The sequence below is a fragment of the Paraburkholderia kirstenboschensis genome (genome assembly GCF_904848585.1).
GTDB classification, from domain to species: domain Bacteria; phylum Pseudomonadota; class Gammaproteobacteria; order Burkholderiales; family Burkholderiaceae; genus Paraburkholderia; species Paraburkholderia kirstenboschensis.
The window spans coordinates 124,307-141,377 of sequence record NZ_CAJHCR010000019.1 but is presented as its reverse complement, the minus strand read 5'-3'; the positions used below and the strand labels follow the sequence as shown (position 1 = coordinate 141,377).

Annotated in this window: 15 protein-coding genes and 2 pseudogenes; 11 read left to right on the top strand and 6 right to left on the bottom strand. The window is 59.8% G+C overall.

Translation table 11 applies throughout. From position 1 onward, the window contains the following. From JMY24_RS38655 to JMY24_RS32195, 4 genes and pseudogenes are all read left to right on the top strand, one after another. On the top strand, positions 1–253 hold a 253-nt coding region (locus JMY24_RS38655; RefSeq protein WP_236597608.1), incomplete at its 5' end, for a hypothetical protein. Between the two features lie 666 nt (positions 254–919). Next, entirely contained in the window at positions 920–1,582 is a 663-nt protein-coding gene (parA, locus tag JMY24_RS32200; RefSeq protein ID WP_027779030.1) for a ParA family partition ATPase, read from the top strand. 24 nt (positions 1,583–1,606) lie between these two features. Next, a pseudogene (locus JMY24_RS39690) lies at positions 1,607–1,724 on the top strand (ParB/RepB/Spo0J family partition protein); the annotation flags it as partial. Positions 1,725–1,789: 65 nt separating this feature from the next. Beyond that, positions 1,790–2,665: pseudogene (locus JMY24_RS32195) on the top strand (ParB/RepB/Spo0J family partition protein); the annotation flags it as partial. Between the two features lie 81 nt (positions 2,666–2,746). On the opposite strand, the gene JMY24_RS32190 reads toward JMY24_RS32195, so the two are convergent. Next, positions 2,747–4,096 carry a replication initiation protein gene (locus JMY24_RS32190; protein WP_027779032.1) on the bottom strand — a complete coding sequence of 450 codons (1,350 nt, stop codon included), beginning with the start codon at positions 4,094–4,096 and terminating at the stop codon, positions 2,747–2,749. Positions 4,097–5,908: 1,812 nt separating this feature from the next. Here JMY24_RS32190 and JMY24_RS32185 point away from each other — a divergent pair. Further along, positions 5,909–7,114: a DNA-binding protein gene (locus tag JMY24_RS32185; protein ID WP_128598072.1), complete on the top strand. Its 1,206-nt coding sequence runs from the start codon at positions 5,909–5,911 to the stop codon at positions 7,112–7,114. Positions 7,115–7,173: 59 nt separating this feature from the next. On the opposite strand, the gene JMY24_RS32180 is transcribed toward JMY24_RS32185, so the two are convergent. The 3 genes from JMY24_RS32180 to JMY24_RS32170 form a co-directional block, all read right to left on the bottom strand. Then, complete coding sequence (locus JMY24_RS32180; RefSeq protein ID WP_128598071.1) at positions 7,174–8,256, bottom strand: tyrosine-type recombinase/integrase; 1,083 nt, start codon at positions 8,254–8,256, stop codon at positions 7,174–7,176. Between the two features lie 55 nt (positions 8,257–8,311). Beyond that, positions 8,312–8,710 carry a DUF2471 family protein gene (locus JMY24_RS32175; RefSeq protein WP_128598070.1) on the bottom strand — a complete coding sequence of 133 codons (399 nt, stop codon included), beginning with the start codon at positions 8,708–8,710 and terminating at the stop codon, positions 8,312–8,314. Positions 8,711–8,834: 124 nt separating this feature from the next. Further along, positions 8,835–9,473: a helix-turn-helix domain-containing protein gene (locus tag JMY24_RS32170; RefSeq protein WP_128598069.1), complete on the bottom strand. Its 639-nt coding sequence runs from the start codon at positions 9,471–9,473 to the stop codon at positions 8,835–8,837. A gap of 164 nt (positions 9,474–9,637) precedes the next feature. Here JMY24_RS32170 and JMY24_RS32165 point away from each other — a divergent pair, with 164 nt between their 5' ends. Both JMY24_RS32165 and tdh read left to right on the top strand, forming a co-directional pair. Continuing rightward, positions 9,638–10,837, top strand: a complete 1,200-nt coding sequence (locus JMY24_RS32165) for a glycine C-acetyltransferase (RefSeq protein ID WP_128598068.1) — start codon at positions 9,638–9,640, stop codon at positions 10,835–10,837. A gap of 12 nt (positions 10,838–10,849) precedes the next feature. Next, positions 10,850–11,881, top strand: coding sequence for an L-threonine 3-dehydrogenase (tdh, locus tag JMY24_RS32160; RefSeq protein WP_201703568.1), 1,032 nt, complete (start codon positions 10,850–10,852; stop codon positions 11,879–11,881). Positions 11,882–11,929: 48 nt separating this feature from the next. Here the strand turns inward: tdh and JMY24_RS32155 are convergent, their stop codons facing one another. Continuing rightward, positions 11,930–12,580: a YceI family protein gene (locus tag JMY24_RS32155; RefSeq protein ID WP_201703566.1), complete on the bottom strand. Its 651-nt coding sequence runs from the start codon at positions 12,578–12,580 to the stop codon at positions 11,930–11,932. A 107-nt stretch (positions 12,581–12,687) separates the two neighbouring features. Between JMY24_RS32155 and JMY24_RS32150 the strand changes: the two genes are divergently transcribed. The 3 genes from JMY24_RS32150 (at position 12,688) to JMY24_RS32140 (ending at position 14,639) form a co-directional block, all read left to right on the top strand. Then, complete coding sequence (locus JMY24_RS32150) at positions 12,688–13,383, top strand: TetR/AcrR family transcriptional regulator (RefSeq protein WP_128585468.1); 696 nt, start codon at positions 12,688–12,690, stop codon at positions 13,381–13,383. A gap of 30 nt (positions 13,384–13,413) precedes the next feature. Next, positions 13,414–13,893 (top strand): nuclear transport factor 2 family protein, encoded by a 480-nt coding sequence (locus tag JMY24_RS32145; protein ID WP_110404578.1) that lies wholly within the window; start codon positions 13,414–13,416, stop codon positions 13,891–13,893. 218 nt (positions 13,894–14,111) lie between these two features. Further along, entirely contained in the window at positions 14,112–14,639 is a 528-nt protein-coding gene (locus tag JMY24_RS32140; protein WP_128598066.1) for a hypothetical protein, read from the top strand. A 22-nt stretch (positions 14,640–14,661) separates the two neighbouring features. Here the strand turns inward: JMY24_RS32140 and JMY24_RS32135 are convergent, their stop codons facing one another. Beyond that, the gene (locus tag JMY24_RS32135; protein WP_128598065.1) at positions 14,662–15,048 is read right to left on the bottom strand and encodes a nuclear transport factor 2 family protein; all 387 of its coding nucleotides are present in this window, start codon (positions 15,046–15,048) and stop codon (positions 14,662–14,664) included. 567 nt (positions 15,049–15,615) lie between these two features. Between JMY24_RS32135 and JMY24_RS32130 the strand changes: the two genes are divergently transcribed. After that, positions 15,616–16,833, top strand: a complete 1,218-nt coding sequence (locus JMY24_RS32130) for a diguanylate cyclase domain-containing protein (protein WP_128584053.1) — start codon at positions 15,616–15,618, stop codon at positions 16,831–16,833. Positions 16,834–17,071 lie beyond the last annotated feature (238 nt).

Sequence of the window (17,071 nt, the reverse complement as noted above, 5' to 3'; positions counted from 1 at the left end):
ATCAGCGCTTTCTGCGTCTCACTGTAATAAATCCGGCGTCTCTGCTTCATGTGCAACACTCCTGCTGCTTGCGCAGTCTTCAGTGTGTTGCATCGACCGGTTGAATCCGCCCTGCCAAGCGGCCGGTGATAGTGCGAAAGCCTTTGATGCGGACAGATCCTCGCTTGAGCACAAAGTGGATGACATGGCAGCTTCGTTAACCGTCCTCGATGACGAGTCCGGACCGCTCTACTTGAGTCGCAGACCGATCTAACCCCGTCTCGTCTGTCTACTACGGTGCAGGGGAAAGCAGCTTTATGCGCATAAAGCTGCCAAGCTTCGCCCCGATGTCATTGCACCCGCGGTTCGAGAATGTGATTCACGACTCGCGACTTCTTGGCCCCTACTCACGCGCCGCCCGTCCCGTCTGGCAACCGTGCCCCCCGGATCTGGCCGGCAGTGCGTGGCTTCCCGTCATCCGACAGGACCCGCAGTCACTCGCCACTATGAAGCAGCGAGCAACACCATGCGGACTTCATAGAGGCCACGCGAGTTTATGCGCATAAACCGAGCGACCGCCGATTGCGACCAAGCGCGCTTCGGTAGACGTTCCCGACACCGCGCCGTGCCAACCTATAAGCATGTGCGACGAGCCGAGCAAAGCCGATGCACGATCGAGTCGTTATAGGAAGTGCCCGTCAACGTGCCAGGTAGCGCTGCATGATCGCACTGGAAGTTCCGCCAAGACCGACCAGCAGGGCAAACGCAGAGCATTCCCGAACACCGACGCCTTGACCCTCGCTCTCCGCATGCATCGCAATCCATCTTTATGCGCATAAACCTGGCTGAACGGCTATTCCCATCTCAATTCAAAAGAAACGATTGAAATACGAATTCTTCCAGGTAAAATCCATCTGCGCTTAAAAAGAGGAGGTGAACATTGGCAGCTGAAATCATCGCGGTAACTCAGCAAAAAGGTGGAGTCGGGAAGAGCACAATCGCGATGCATCTCGGGGCGGCTTTCCATGAAAAAGGAAAACGCGTCCTGGTCGTGGACGCAGACGGTCAGAACACACTGATTCATTGGGCCAGCGCATCGTCGGACGGTGACACCGGCATCCCGTTCCCCGTCGTCAATCTTTCCGAAGCCGGCAGCCAGATTCACCGCGAGATCAAGAAGTTTGTTGGCGACTACGACATCATCGTCGTGGACTGTCCGCCTTCCATTACGGAAAAAGTCTCGGGCGTCGTACTGCTCGCGGCGAGTGTGGCCGTCATACCGACGTCTTCGTCGCCTGCCGATTATTGGTCGAGCATCGGCTTAGTCAAACTGGTTCAGCAAGCGCAAGTGATGAACGAAGACCTGCGCGCAGTCTTTCTGCTCAACAAGACCGAAGAAAAGCGGATGCTGACGCGCGAGCTCAAGCGTGCGTTAGAGGAACTCGGATTTCCCCTCCTCAAGACCCAGATTCCCACACGCGAAGCCTATAAGCAGGCAATGGCATTGGGTCAAACAGTGCTACAGATGAGCGATCGCGGCGCCAAGCTCGCCGCCATCGAAGTACGGGCGTGCGCGAATGAGATCGCCGCCTTGCTCCCGTGAATTTATGCGCATAAAGGACCCTGAATGAAACCCTCCCAATTTGCCAAAGGCTTTCAAGCGCGTCCTGATACGACCAGCAGCGAGAAGCGAACGGCGCTAGATCGACTGAACGCCATTGACGGTCTGGTCAAGAACAACGCCTCGAAAGCCCCCGACGGCACCGTACGACCGCTTTCGGCCGTAGTCTCGCAAACCAATTCCGATCTCGATACTGCTGACATCGAAAACGAGTCCGCCGCCTATCGAGCATGGAGAGTTGAACACGGATATCGCCCCGGCCAGGTCATCGAGCTTGCGCTGAAGACCATCAAGCCAAGCCCCTTCAATCCGCGGCACTTCTATGTGAAGTCATCGATTGCCGAACTCGCCGTCAATCTGGCGAAGCAAGGGCAACAGCAGGCGATCCACGTCATTCCTGACTATGACAATCCTGGCACCTACTTTGTCAGCGACGGCGGCAGACGTGTGCGGGCGCTAAAGGAAGCAAACAAGGAATCAGTGAAGGCGATCGTTATCGATCTGCCAATCGGAATCCAGAGCTACAAGCTCGGCTACGACCTCAACGTCCAGCGAGATTCGCAGACAGTATTCGACAATGCTGTGGTCTGGAAACGCTTTCTGGACGACCGCCATTTCCAGAGCCAGAAAGAACTGGCCGAACACCTTGGTCTGGACGAGTCGACGGTTGCGGTAGCGTTGTCGATTGCAAAGCTGCCCGAAGCCGTCATGCATGAGATGGTCGCGCGGCCCGACCGTTTCGGCTCCAACATGGCGTATCAGGTCGGCCGCTATCACGCGGCTCGCGGTGCCGACGCAACGCTGCGTCTCATCAACAAGATCCTCTCTGATGACCTAAGCACGCGGCAGGTTGCCGACATCGTCAAGGGCAGGGCGACTGCGCAGGAAAGCACCAAACCGGCAGGTCGCCAGCGCTATGCGCAGCGGCTGGAAGTCAAGCTCGACGGAGTGTCGGTCGGCGATCTGAAGACGTACGGAGAGGACCGCATCGAATTGCGCCTCAAGGGCCTCACGCGTGAAAAGCGCGACGACATTCTTCGCCAGATCGAAAAGATGTTGAAGTAACAGCCGCTGAAACGAGGGGTGGGGCAGCGGTCGCGGGCAGATGCGCCGCTGCTTCCAACCTTGCTGACAGTGCGCCGGCTATCAGGCCGCGCGGGACTGACTTAGTGTGAAAGCGAGCAGATCGCCGTCGGTCGGCTCGCCCCACGTCTTGCGAGCCAGCCAATCGAAGAACGCCGTTTCGACGATCTTCGAGTCGAGTCCTCGGCGGCGCCAGTCGTCGCGCATGTGGGCGCCCAGCCCCGGCAACTCTTCTTCCTCGAACGACTGCCGAGCAATATCTCGTTCAGACTCGCCCTGTTCGTCGTAGAGCTCGCGTGCTTCCCTGCGACGATACGCGGAATACTCGCCCAACAGGCGCGCCTTGAGATCGTCCGCAGGCGCCGCGACGGCAGCCTTAGCGCTACCAGCAGACGCGACCGTCTCAACGGGCGGCGCGTACCCTTTCTTCAGTGCATCCTTGAACAGCGCCGGCGCACTGCGTACCGGCGGCAACGACGTGCTACGCATGCGTTGCTCGGTCATCTGCAAAGCCGCACGGATGCGGTTTTCCTCGCTGTCCGCGTACAGCGTTTGCGCCTCTTTCAGCGGAATACCTATCTTGACCATCCGATCCACCAGCGTGCTGTCGAACACGTTCGGATGCTCGTCGAGAGCCAGCATAGGCTGCTTGCGCTCGGTCACGCGGAACTGGATTTCGGCTACACGCCGGCCTTCGCGGTGCTCGATCAGCTCGACGAAGATATTCGTGACTGCGTTCACCTCAGCGATTGCGGGCCGTAAATAATCGCGTTTGAAGTATTTGTATTCGCGCTTTGCTTCGTCGCCCGCTTCCGTGTCCGGCGTGCCGGAGAGGATAGGGCGCCACCACTCCCACGACTCGCGCATCGTCAGATGGCTTGGATTGGTCAGATAGCGCACGCAGATTTCGTACAGCGCGAGTCCCGCGCTACTGCGCAACTGACTCTGGAACTGCAGGCTAAGACGCGCATACTGCACGGGATCGAGCAGCTTCTTCTTGATTTTCGGCGCGAACGAAAATTCCACCCAGACCCGGCGAGTAGTCGGATCTTCGAGAATTTCCGCGTCGGCGATCAGCGTCGAGATGCCCCACTTCCGGCCGGGCTTCTGGCTGGACGTACCAGTGCTCCATTCGACCTGAACCGAAACCATCCGGCGCAGGTGCTCCTTCACGAGAGCAGTGTCGTTGGAGTCAAACGCAGAGTTGGCGACGATGTCCGACAGCAACGCGCGATAGGTGTCACCCGATTCGTCGGCTTGCTGTGCGACCGCGAGCAGCACATTGAACAACTTGCGTGTCAGCAGCGTGATCTTGCCGCTCTTCGGCTGAATCGCGATCGCCTCGACGGCCTTGCGCAATTCCGCGGAGCTGGGGCTGACTACATCGGTTTTCTTGGCGCGCTTCGTGGCCATGCGTATGGTCAAGGAGGGATTTGGCGAGAGCATACCGACTGCGGTGATACACGTCTATAGCGCGGATCTCACCATTGCGGGTGAAGCGAGTTTACGCGACGCAACTCACCTCCGGCGACTCCCGAAAATCCTCACCTTCGCCGTTTGGCACCAGGTTCCGGCAATCCTTTCGTGTCGCGGGCTGCGAAAAAACACGGGGTTTGTCACGTCGGCTCAAAGGGGAGCGCAATATCCCGAACCTTCTCACCTCAAAAATTTCCATCTTTTTACGGTGATGCTCGTGCAGGTCGCGAGGGCGGTGGTCCCGTCGGCGCGCAGAGCGACTAGATGCGCGCGGCCTTGCGCGTTGTGACGTCTTCGACAGGAGCCCGCCCTGCGGCGCGGCGGACACTTCGGCGTCAACAGCAACCGTTTCGCCGGCCCCTGCAAAAGCTCACCATTGGATCCGTTCAATGCTCCAAATGGCGCGGGTTTCCTTTGGGCGAAGCGACAAAAGCATTTCCAAAGAGTCCCGAAAAACCTCACCTCGGAACGCAGCGCCACGTCCGCGGATCCTGCTCGCACACCTCCCGAAAAGCCTCACCTTTGCGAAAACCGAACAATTTCTCCTTTGTTTTCAACCCGTTAGATCAACCAAAAATCGCCGGAATGCCGAACGTAGCCATCGTCGCCCCTCCCGTAGAATCTCACCTTAAGGCCAGATTGCTCTCCTCTTCGACCTGCAATGACGGCTGGGGCGCTCCCGAATAGTCTCACCGTTACCATCCAAACGCCGCCGATAAACTAGTGGCCAAAGGCCGTAGGGAGGACTTTTCCGGTCGATAAGCGTCATGACGCCCCCGAATTTCCTCACCTTTGCGCCGCAAACCCGTCCAAAAGCTCCCCGAAAAGCCTCACCTTTCCCGTCGTCCTGGTCAACTTTTCCGAAGCACCGGGCGAACTGGCGATCACCTCCCGAATCTCCTCACCTTTGCATCGGCCGATGAATTCCAATTCGCCGTCGCCGCCCGAAAGATGCCGCCTGGAGTGTGGACACGTCCCGCAAAAGCTCACCTCAAGGCTCCAAATGCCTAAAATCAAGGCAAAATGGCCACCAAGGCCCTGTAAAGCCTCACCTTTCGTCGGCGTTTTCTCCTGTCTTCACTCACCTCGAGGTTTTTTGCGGCTTGAACAGGGTCAAAAACAGGGCGCAGCGACCTTCCCGAAAGCGCTCACCTTGGTCCTTACGGCTTCCGGAGTTGCTGTCTCGGCCTGGCGGGCGCGATCGGCCGAACCGGTCCCGCAAAAACTCACCTTGGCGTGACGTCCTCTGCGAAGGGGTCCCCTGAACCCGCTCACGATACATCCCGGACCTGCTCACCGCGCTTCCCGAACCTCATCACTCCGGATTCCCGCAAAACCTCACCAACTCTCCCGGAAAGCTTCACCTTGCTGCGCGGAAAGCCCCGCCAGGTAAGGCTTTGCTTTGGCGTTAACGTTTTTAACTTGGGTTCAAAGGTGTTTACTTTTATTACTCTCTAGCCCTAAACCGGAGAGCCCTTGGAACAACCCCAATCCCTGAACGCTTGTAGCTCGCGTATCGTGAAACAGTGCGCTATCAAAGTGCCAATCGCAAACCACCTTTGTTTACAATACGTTATGCGTTGTTCTTAGTTTTGTTTCACGAAAAATCCACCCCCACGTGACTCTGCATCTGTAAACTGCGCCCTGCTGCACGCACAACAGGCGCAAGGGAATGCATCGTTAGAAAATCGTATCGTTTACTACGTAAATTGTTATTATTCGTCCAATCAGCGCAACAGTGAGCACAATATGAACGTGGACGACGAACGCCAAGCCATCCGCGAAGAGCTTGACGCCATGCGATCTCGCGGCAGCCGCCGCCAGGAATTGTCGCTACATGCCTGCAAGCGACTGTTTTTCGACCTGGGCATAAGGCCGTCGATGGCAACCGTGCGTGATCTCACCCAGACGGGCAGCGCGAGCGACATACCGAAAGACATCGACCACTTCTGGGAACGCATCCGCAATGTCTCGCGCGTCAAAGTCGGCGCGGGTGCCATCCCGAAAGTTCTGGAAGAGCGTGCCGGAGAGTTGCTGGGCGCACTCTTCGAGGAAGCCGTCGCGCACGCTCGCACCACACTGGACGCCGAGCGCGAGGAGTCGCGCTCGCAAATCGCCTCGGCGGAACAACGCGCACGCGAGGCGGAAATCCGCCGCGACGCTTCCGAAGATGCAATCAAGCGCAGTGAACAACGGGCGGAAGCCGCGTGGGAACGCGTTCGCGCGCTGGAAGCCGAGCTGTCCACCATCACTACGCACGGCACCGCCCACCATGAAGGCCTGCAGGCAACGGTGCGTCGGCTGGAACATGAAAACGAAACACTCCGCCAACGCCTCGACACGGAGCAGGCGACAAACGCGACGCTGCGCGATCGCATCGACGCGCTACACGTGGAATTGCGCCAAAGCACCGAACACTACGCGCAGCAGATCAAAGACGCAGTGGCGGAAGCCGAGCGGCGAGTGAAGCCGATGCTTGTCGAACTCGATTCGCTGCGCAGCATGGCCGCGACCTATCAGTCCGGCGTGCGCGACGCGAGTCGAAAGGAATTCGAGTTCATTCAACAACTTGCGGCAGCCAAGGCGCGAGGCGACCGGCTCGATGCTCAACTGCGCGAACAGTCGGACGAGGTCGACACGCTGACAAAAGAACTTGCGGCTCTGCGCGGCCAGCAGGGTATCGACCCGGGGATCGGCAGTTTGCTTTGCGCGCTGGTTGAAGGCGGCCGCCTCACGAGCGACGAATTGCGGACCATTGGAACCGCAGCGGACGGCCATGTGCGCTTGCCGCTGCGCTGCCCGAAGTGCGAGGAAGGTGAGCCCGAACTCTCGCAGGTCGATCACCGGTTCGAACTGCAGTGCCCGGAATGCGAGCACTCTTCCGGACTCGGCGATTCACGGCTGGAGGCCGTAAGCCGGTTTTTGTCCAGCGACTCGCTTTCCGCACCGGCGTGAAGCCAGGGCCCGCCCTCCGGCAAAGGTGAGGAAATTCGGGACGCCAAACGTGAGAAGTTTCAGGACTTCGCCGCACCCGGCGTTCTCGTGAAACGCCCGTCCATTCGAGGTTCGGGCAAGAGCGGCGCGGCAGGATCCGGTTCGTCTATGGCGCGTGAATCGTGCTGTTTCGTCCATGTTTGCCAGGCGCGATAGAGACGATTCGCAGACACGGCCTGCACAAATCCGAGCCATTGTCCGACGAGTTCCGCCTCCACTCCGCTTTCGAACAGATCAGCAGCAAACGTATTGCGCAAGGTTTGCGGACTGGCGCGCGATGTACGCGACGCGGCAATGCCTGCCGCGTCGACGAGTGCATCGACGGCACGAAGCATCGTGGCCTTGTGCATCGGCCTGCCAGAAGGCGACGCCGGAAAAATCAGATTGCCGGCAAGGTCCGCGAGGCGCCGCTCAGCGAGCCATGCGTCGAGTATCGCCGACGCGAAAGGCGCTAGCCGCGTGCGCCGCATGAGCGTCGGGTTTGCCGGGTCGATCGTCAACCAAGGTGAGCCCGATGTCTTGCAACTAACTGCTAAGGCGGCGGCCTCGCCGGTTTTCAGCCCACCGCCGAGAAACACGGCGATCAATGCGCGGTCGCGCCGTTCTTTCCAGCGCTGTGCCTTGGACAAGCCCTGTAACGGCGAAAACAGATGCGCGATCAATGCGGCCCGTTCGGCATGGTGAAGAAAACCGGTCGGCTCGTTCTCGCGTGCATTGCGCCACGCGGCTTCCCCATCCTGGGCGATGAAGCGAGCCGGATTGGTCGATGATGTTTCGACTTCGCGCACATGATCCAGCACGCGCTCGATCAAGCGCAAATAGCGCACGCGCTGCGGCTTACGAATATCGAGGCCAGCGACAAAGTCGGCGATGCTCTGTGTGTCGACCGTGATCAACGTCTTTTGACGCGTGGCCAACCATTCGAGAAAAAGTCCCCACTGCGCCTGGTAAACCTGCGCTGACGAACGCCTGAAATGCTGCTTCGCAAGCCAGGCGTCGAACGCGATTTGTGGATCGCGGCGCCAGTCTTCGCGTTGCTGATCGAAAAGATCAGTGGACGGATCCGGACGCGGAACCGGATCGGATAAATGAGGAGGCGACATGCGCTATCGTTCAGTTAGTTGCGCACATTGTAGACTCGACTGTCGACGCTGACGGTCAGTCGCCCCAAGCTTGTACCCGCTTATGTGCGGCAGGTTGAGATGCGCATTTCGCGGCACTGCGAGCCGCCTGCTCGTAAGCGGAGACGGCAAACGCGAACACCGCGGGCAGCGCGGTGGACATGCCGAAGTCCACGCCCTCGTCGGTTTCCGGATAGGGAAGGTCGGACGGACGTTGGAACAGACCGAGCATGAGTGCGTCATGCCGGCTGGCAAATCCAAGGTCCGCAAGCGCCTCGGCCTCGATCGCATGCAGCAGGCGCCAGGTGAGCGGCACTTGCTGCGCGATATAGCGCGCGGCGATATTGCGGACGATATATTCGAGATCGCGCGCCGCGGTTTGATAGCGCAGCGCGGCCAGAGCGCGGTCGGTTGGCTCGGTCGTCGGGTCGTTCATTATCGGCTCCAGTCGATACCCTGTACTGTACAAATATACAGTGTTCGACGCAACCTCTGACACGCCCCGATTCCGTCGGCGACTCTCTCGCCGGTTGACAAAATTGCTACGGTGAGACAGCGGATCAGCCGTGGATCACCACCAGCAGTGCTTTTGCCTCGCCCTTGCCCGCATTGCGGATCGCGTGCGGCTCGTCCGCAACATAGCGAGCAGTGTCCGCAGCCTTGAGACGCCTGGTGGTGCCGGCTGCCTCAATTTCAATCGATCCTTGCAGCACTGTCAGATGTTCACGCGTGCCGGGTTCGTGCGCGTTCGACACAAGCGCCCCGCCTGGTTGAAGCGTCAACTCGTACCACTCGAATTTGCCGGCCAACTCGATCGGCCCCCACACCCGCAGTTGATACTTCGCATCGTGCCCGCTCAGCGTGGGGATTTCGTGTGGCCCGGCAACGGCGATCGCTTCCGGCGTCTTTTGCGGCGCGAACAGCGAATCGAGACTGACTCCGAGCGCGTTGGTCAACCGCCATGCCACCGCGATCGTCGGATTCGCCTTGTCGCGTTCAATCTCCGAAAGCATGGATTTCGACACGCCGGCCGCACGCGACAGATCGTCGAGCGTCATGCGCCGTTCGGCGCGCAAACGCTGAATCTGCTCGCCGACGCGCGGCGGCGCCGCGATTGCGGGAGCCGCGATTGCATGGGGAGTGGACGCCGCGCCAGCCGCCGCACGGCGATTACCCGAGCTTGCCATTTCCAGATCCATCGTTTAGAGTTGTTCGATATACCGGATTTTAGTTCGGAAAAACGAAAAAATCCGATAAAACTGACAGGCGACTATAACAGGTCGCCTCGGGTCCGCCCGTGTCGCGCGTGCCCAAAGCGGTGGACGTCTCGCACCCGCCTATCACCCATTCAGGAGCCCGGTTCATGCGTGAACAATATCTCGCCCATCTGCGCGGCACTTTGGAGCAGATCCGCGCCGACGGTTTTTACAAGAGCGAGCGCGTGATCGCCAGCCCGCAATCGGCCGACATTCGTCTTGCCAACGGCACAGGCGTGCTGAATTTTTGCGCGAACAACTATCTGGGCCTCGCCGACGACGCGCGGCTCATCGAGGCCGCGAAGCAAGGCCTGGACAACGACGGCTTCGGCATGGCGTCGGTGCGTTTCATTTGCGGCACGCAGACCGTGCATAAGCAACTCGAAAGCGCGCTCGCCGAATTTCTGCAAACCGACGACTGCATTCTCTACTCGAGCTGTTTCGACGCCAACGGCGGTCTGTTCGAAACGCTGCTCGACGAGAACGACGCCATCATCAGCGACGAGCTGAATCATGCGAGCATCATCGACGGCGTGCGGCTCTCGAAGGCTAAGCGCTTTCGCTACAAGAACAACGATCTCGCCGATCTCGAAGCGAAGCTACAAGAAGCGGCCGCCGCGGGCGCGCGCTACACGCTGATTGCAACGGACGGCGTGTTTTCAATGGACGGCATCATCGCCGACCTCGCCGGCATCTGCGATCTCGCCGATCGTTACGGCGCGCTCGTGATGGTCGACGATTCGCACGCCGTCGGTTTTGTCGGTGAACACGGGCGCGGCACGCCGGAACATTGCGGGGTGCTGTCGCGCGTCGACATCATTACCGGCACGCTCGGCAAGGCACTCGGCGGCGCATCGGGCGGCTATGTCGCCGCGCGCAAGGAAATCGTGGACTTGCTGCGGCAGCGCTCACGCCCCTATCTGTTCTCTAACACGCTGACGCCGAGCATTGCGGCGGCATCGCTGAAAGTGCTCGAACTACTGGCAAGCGACGAAGGTGCGCAACTACGCGAGCGCGTGCGCAAGAACGGCGCGCACTTTCGCGACAAGATGAGCGCGCTCGGGTTCACGCTCGTGCCCGGTGAACATCCAATCATTCCCGTGATGCTCGGCGACGCGCAACTCGCTTCGAAAATGGCCGATGCGTTGCTGCACGAAGGCGTCTACGTGATCGGCTTTTCGTTCCCGGTCGTACCGAAGGGCCGCGCGCGCATCCGTACGCAAATGAGCGCCGCTCATACAACCGAACAGATCGACCGCGCGGTGGATGCATTCGCGCGCGTCGGCCGCGACCTTGGTGTCATCTGAAACGGGACGCATATGAAAGCATTGGCAAAACTCGAACGCGCGCCCGGTCTCACGCTCACTGACGTCAAAGTGCCCGAAGTCGGCCATAACGACGTGATGATCCGTATCAAGCGCACCGCTATTTGCGGCACCGACATTCATATCTGGAAGTGGGACGACTGGGCGCAAAAAACCATTCCTGTGCCGATGCATGTCGGTCACGAGTACGTCGGCGAGATCGTCGAAATGGGCGCCGAAGTGCGCGGCTTTTCGATTGGCGACCGCGTGTCGGGCGAAGGCCATATTACCTGCGGATTTTGCCGCAACTGTCGCGCCGGGCGCCGGCATCTGTGCCGCAATACGGTGGGCGTCGGCGTGAATCGCGAGGGCGCTTTCGCGGAGTATCTGGTGATTCCGGCGTTCAACGCATTCAAGATACCGCCCGAAATCTCCGACGACCTCGCGGCGATCTTCGACCCGTTCGGCAATGCCACGCACACCGCGCTATCGTTCAATCTGGTCGGCGAAGACGTGCTGATCACGGGCGCCGGGCCGATCGGCATCATGGCCGTGGCGATTGCGAAGCATGTCGGCGCGCGCAACGTCGTGATTACCGATATCAACGACTATCGGCTCGGACTCGCACGCAAGATGGGCGCGACGCGTGCAGTGAATGTCTCTCGTGAATCGTTGCGCGACGTGATGGCCGATCTGCACATGGCCGAAGGTTTCGACGTTGGCCTCGAAATGTCCGGCGTTCCGGGCGCGTTCACCGGCATGCTCGAAGCAATGAACCACGGCGGCAAGATTGCGCTGCTAGGTATTCCGCCCGCGCAAACGGCGATCGACTGGACCCAGGTGATTTTCAAAGGCCTCGAAATCAAGGGCATTTACGGACGTGAGATGTTCGAGACCTGGTACAAGATGGTCGCGATGCTGCAGAGCGGTCTCGACCTGTCGCCAATCCTCACGCACCATTTCAAGGTCGACGACTATCAGCAAGCGTTCGCGACCATGCTTTCCGGCGAAAGCGGCAAAGTCATTCTCGACTGGACTTCGGCGTAGCACACACGAGGCTCGCCGCTTGCCGCGTCATACACGCCCGCAGCGCGCTCAAGCGCCTGCGGGCGTTTTGCCAAATTCGGCCTGAATGCGCACATGAATGTCGTCGCCGACCGCTGGATACCATGTCGCGAGCCCAAACTTCGCGCGGCTGATATGCCCTTCTGCGGAAAAGCCGAGCGTGTCTTTTTTCGTTAGCGGGTCGGGTGCGAAACCGTTGAATGTGACGTCGAGCGTGACGGGTTGCGTGACGTCGTGAATGGTCAACTCGCCCGTCAACGTGCCGCGAGATTCGCCGGTGCGCTCAAACCTCGTACTCACGAAACGGATCTCCGGATAGCGCTCCACATCTAGCAGGCTCGGGCTTTTCACCATTTTGTCGAGCAGCGGCACATTCGTGTCGATGCTCGCGGCGTCGATCGTAACTGACACGCTACTCCGCTCAAGCCCGCCGTCGTTCCAGTCCAACTGCCCTTTCTTGCGGTCAAAGCGCATCGTAAAGCGCGAATACTTGAAGTGTTCGACGTCGAACGTGATGCTGCAATGATCATGATCGAGATCGTAGCGCCCAACCGGCACGCGCGCCTCATTCTGGCTGACCGAATGCGTGAGCACTTGCAATGGCGTGCAGGCCGTTGCATAGAGCAGGGTTGCAGCGAGCAAAGCGCGCGCGACGATGGCGCGGGCAGTGAATGTATTCATCGATGGCTTCCGGTTGACTCATCTCGATCAAGATAACAGTTGGCGGTAGCCCCACGCAAAATGCGGTAGTACTTGACGAGGGAGAATGATCGTTCTACTCTTCGCACATGGCTACTCATACTCGCATTGAAGAAGCGGCAGCACCCGGTCCACGCGAGCGCCTGCTAGACGCCGCGGAAGCGTTGATCTACGCGGGAGGCATACACGCAACCGGCGTGGATGCGATCGTCAAGCAGTCAGGCACCGCGCGCAAAAGCTTCTACACACATTTCGAATCGAAAGACGCACTCGTCGCGGCCGCGCTGGAACGGCGCGACGAACGCTGGATGAACTGGTTTATCGCAGGCACGCAGCAGCGTGGCGGCACGAGCGCGCGCAAACGCCTGCTTGGCATGTTCGATGTATTGCGCGAATGGTTCGCGTCGGAGGACTTTCACGGTTGTGCGTTTCTGAACGCGGCCGGCGAAATCGCTTCGGCGGAAGACCCGATCCGCGTCGTCGCGCGTGAACACAAGGAACGTCTGCTGGCATTTGTGCGAACGCAATGCGACGAGTTCGTTGCGCAAGCGAACGTGGATGCAAGGCGCGCCGCGCGTTTGTCGCGGCAGTGGCTGGTCTTGCTCGACGGCGCGATCGCTGTCGCACTGGTAAGCGGCGAGCCGGACGCCGCGCTCGACGCGCAAGCCGTCGCTCAAACTTTGCTCGACGCTCAATCGAGCGGCAAGCCCAATACGTCCGCTAGCAGCAAAGCCTCACGTCAATCTTCAAGCAAGTCCCCGCCTGCCAGGCGGACCGCAATCTGACCGCAACCTGACCATTTAGCGAGGAACCTCATGGCCGATCAAATCGAAAGCCGCCCACCGCTGCCGCCGTTCACACGGGAAACCGCGATCCAGAAAGTACGCGCCGCTGAAGACGGCTGGAACACCCGCGATCCCGAACGCGTGTCGCTCGCGTACACGCCGGACAGCGTGTGGCGCAACCGCGCCGAGTTCACGCATGGCCGCGCGGAGATCGTCGGGCTGTTGCGCCGCAAATGGGCGAAGGAGCTCGACTATCGTTTGATCAAGGAGTTGTGGGCGTTCACCGATAACCGTATCGCCGTGCGCTTTGCCTACGAATGGCATGACGACTCGAACAACTGGTTCCGCTCGTACGGCAACGAGAATTGGGAGTTCGACGAACACGGATTGATGGCGCGCCGTCACGCAAGCATCAATGACCTCCCGATTCGTGAAGCGGACCGGCTGTACCACTGGCCGCTCGGCCGCCGTCCCGACGATCATCCCGGTCTCTCCGATCTCGGGCTCTAGACATTTCCCACGCAACGTGAAGGCGGGCGCGTCGCCTTCACCGCTTTGCCATCAGTCCTCCGTTATGGTTGTGCTGCTGCTTGCCGGCACGTCTTGTGCCCGCAAGCCCGAGTGTGTCTTCAACATCGCATGAGTGGCTTGCGGTACAGTGCGCGACGGGCGGCACGCACAAATACCAAACAGCATCACGCCGGCGCTCGACCGGTGATGGAGAGGACATGCATCTTCGGCAGATCAATAAGGCCATCCGCAAGCACATTAGCCACACATTGTTCGCGTTCGTCGCGGGCCTCGGGACATCGGCAGCACACGCGGGCAACTGGTGCGAGGGCGGCGTTTGGGTCGACGCAATGCTCGGCTCGTATCACATCAATCCGGACCCCGACAAGCATTTCGAGCAGTTCAATCCGGGGCTTGGCGTCGAATGCTGGCTCAACAATCAATGGGCGCTGACGGCGGGCGGCTTTCGCAATTCGCTGCGCCGGCCGTCGTATTACGGCGGCGGCGTCTGGTCGCCCGATTTCCTGCATTGGGGCATTGTGCGAATCGCGGCGATGGGCGGCATCATCTCCGGCTACAACTATGGCAACTGGGGACTCGGCCGCGACCATACGATCGGACCGGTGCTCGCGCCGCTCGTCATGGTCGAGTACAAGCGCGTCGGCGCAAACTTCATCGTTATCCCGCCGATTCCTTCCGACGACCTTCCGTTCACTATCGGCTTCCAGGTGAAGGTGAAGTTCTAGCCGCGTCCCGCGCAACCCGAGACTAGTGGCCGCCTCTCGATGCCGTATCGAAAAATTCGACAAAACGCGTCAGCAAGCCGTTCTTGAGTGTCATGACGTGAATCCACTCGCTTTCGACGGCTTCGCCCGTTGATCGGATCGTACCTTTCACGAAGCCTAGCGTGACAATATCGTCACCGGCGTCGATATATTCGCGCGCTTCGAATACTGCGATGTCGTCGCTTTCCGCCAGCGACTTGAAGAACGCGGCCACCTCGTTCTTGTTGCGGCATTCTCTTGGAAACGGCAGCGAAGCGGGTCCGACGACACGCCATTCCACGTCGTCCGCGATGACCTCGAGTATCGCGGGAATGTCACCCCGCTGAAACGCCTCGTACGCACCTTTAACCACCGAGAGATTCGTGCTCATTGCTGTCTCCTTCAAAAGATCATATGAGCGGACGCGGCTGTTGCTCAGGGCGGTCTGCGCCTGCGCTCAACCGCCGGCGTCGGCGAAGGTTGTGCACTAGCGGTCTCGCATCAGGCGTGCGGAGCTTATGCAAAGTCTGTGTGGAGTGCGCCGCGACTGGCTGCGGATTCGCTGGTGGCTCTATGAAAAATAGGCAAGGTTGTCAGCGAAGTGAAGCGTTATTCGCAAGGACTTGGTAAGCCTTCTTCTGATTAAATGCACCGCACACGCGAGCCTCCACGAAGCCGCCCTCCCAAGCGTTACTTGAGCGTCGCACAGGTAGTACAGGAACGATTCTTCAGTGGAAATTTTCGCCGTTCCGCAGTGGTCACGCCGCCGGGTTTGCCGGCAAACGGCAACTGCCGTGCTGAGCGCAAGGCCCTGCGGATAGCAGGCAGTTCCATCTGTTTGACTAGCGACGAACAACGAACAAGAAGCGACCCTGGCGGTTCACTTGCCACCCTGACGAGAACCCGTCATGGCTCTCCAGTATGATTGCATCCTTTCCCCCACCGCCCTGGAGCTCTTGTGCCCGCGCGTCTGTTTCGCTCCGCGAAAGCCGATCGTAACCGTTTCATCGTGCTGTACGTCAGCATGGCCATCGGCTTGCTGATCGCCGCCGGCCTCTTCGTGTATGAAGCGAAGATCATCGTCGCCGACGGTTTGCGCGACGAGGAAGCGTTCGCCGTGCTCGGCGCAGCCAACCGCGTGCTGCACGATCTTGAGAACGCGGAAACCGGTCAGCGGGGCTATCTGCTGACGGGCGACGAAAGTTACCTCGTACCTTACCGCGAGGGCATCCGCGATCTTGACGACACCGTGCTGCGCTTGCAGCAGGCTGCGGGCAGCGACGAGAGATCTCTCGAACTCGTTCGCCGCGTCGAGCACGCAAAGACCGACAAGGTGACGGAACTCGCGCGCACCATCGAACTGGCTCGCAGCGGCAATCGCACAGCCGCCGTCGCACTCGTGCAGACGAACGAAGGCAAGCTCTACATGGACGGTCTGCGCCAGGACCTCAGCCTGTTGCTGAACGACTGGCGCGAAAGACGAAGGGTGGCCACAGAAGACGCTCACCAGCGCCTCGTGTTCGGAAGCGCTGCGCTGGTAGCTATCGCTGTGCTGGTGTGCTGCCTGATGGTTTATACGGTTTATATACAGCGTCGCGCGTTCGCCAGGGTGCATGCGTATTCCAATGCACTCAATCAGCAAGCGGCGCAGGACACTTTGACGGGACTGCCGAACCGCCGCCGGCTGCTTTCCGCCATCGACGCACTCTCGGGCGATGAGGCCGCCTCGCGACGCATCGCGCTGTTGTACCTCGACATAGACGGCTTCAAGAATGTCAACGACGCGATGGGCCACAGCGCCGGCGACGTACTGCTGCGTCGGCTCGCCGAATCGCTGCGCACGGCGACGCGCCAGAACGACATGCTCGCTCGTGTCGGCGGCGACGAGTTCGTTCTACTGGCAACCGATTGCGGTGACGACTCCAGGTTGAGAGAACTCGCGGACCGCCTGGTTTCAAGCGTTCGCGCGGTCGGTGACAAAGAGTATGGCGGTCGTTTTGCGATTGGCGTGAGCATCGGCATCGCCACCTTTCCCGACCGGGTTTCGACAGTCGCGGGACTGCTCGACGTCGCGGATGCGGCCATGTATGTGGCCAAGCGCAGTGGCCGCTCCACCTACAGCTTCGGCTCATCACCGGGACCGGGGCTTTCGAACGTCGTTAAGCTGACGAGATAACGCGTCGCGTGGCGGAACAGACTGTGCGCATGCCGCCGTCAAAGGTGAGCAATTCCAGGATGGTGAGGAATTCCAGGAGACGGCATCACCTTTCGATGTTCACACAAAGGTGAGACGTTCCAGGATGGTGAGGAATTCCAGGAGACGGCATCACCTTTCGATGTTGTTCACACAAAGGTGAGACGTTCCAGGATGGTGAGGAATTCCAGGAGACGGCATCACCTTTCGATGTCGTCCA

Coding starts and splice junctions, on each gene's coding strand:
- JMY24_RS32170 (WP_128598069.1), bottom strand. CDS start 9,473: ATGGATCTGGAAATGGCAAGCTCGGGTAATCGCCGTGCGGCGGCTGGC.
- JMY24_RS32135 (WP_128598065.1), bottom strand. CDS start 15,048: ATGAGCACGAATCTCTCGGTGGTTAAAGGTGCGTACGAGGCGTTTCAG.
- JMY24_RS32185 (WP_128598072.1), top strand. CDS start 5,909: ATGAACGTGGACGACGAACGCCAAGCCATCCGCGAAGAGCTTGACGCC.
- JMY24_RS32155 (WP_201703566.1), bottom strand. CDS start 12,580: ATGAATACATTCACTGCCCGCGCCATCGTCGCGCGCGCTTTGCTCGCT.
- JMY24_RS32165 (WP_128598068.1), top strand. CDS start 9,638: ATGCGTGAACAATATCTCGCCCATCTGCGCGGCACTTTGGAGCAGATC.
- JMY24_RS32150 (WP_128585468.1), top strand. CDS start 12,688: ATGGCTACTCATACTCGCATTGAAGAAGCGGCAGCACCCGGTCCACGC.
- JMY24_RS32175 (WP_128598070.1), bottom strand. CDS start 8,710: ATGAACGACCCGACGACCGAGCCAACCGACCGCGCTCTGGCCGCGCTG.
- JMY24_RS32190 (WP_027779032.1), bottom strand. CDS start 4,096: ATGGCCACGAAGCGCGCCAAGAAAACCGATGTAGTCAGCCCCAGCTCC.
- tdh (WP_201703568.1), top strand. CDS start 10,850: ATGAAAGCATTGGCAAAACTCGAACGCGCGCCCGGTCTCACGCTCACT.
- JMY24_RS32145 (WP_110404578.1), top strand. CDS start 13,414: ATGGCCGATCAAATCGAAAGCCGCCCACCGCTGCCGCCGTTCACACGG.
- JMY24_RS32140 (WP_128598066.1), top strand. CDS start 14,112: ATGCATCTTCGGCAGATCAATAAGGCCATCCGCAAGCACATTAGCCAC.
- JMY24_RS32180 (WP_128598071.1), bottom strand. CDS start 8,256: ATGTCGCCTCCTCATTTATCCGATCCGGTTCCGCGTCCGGATCCGTCC.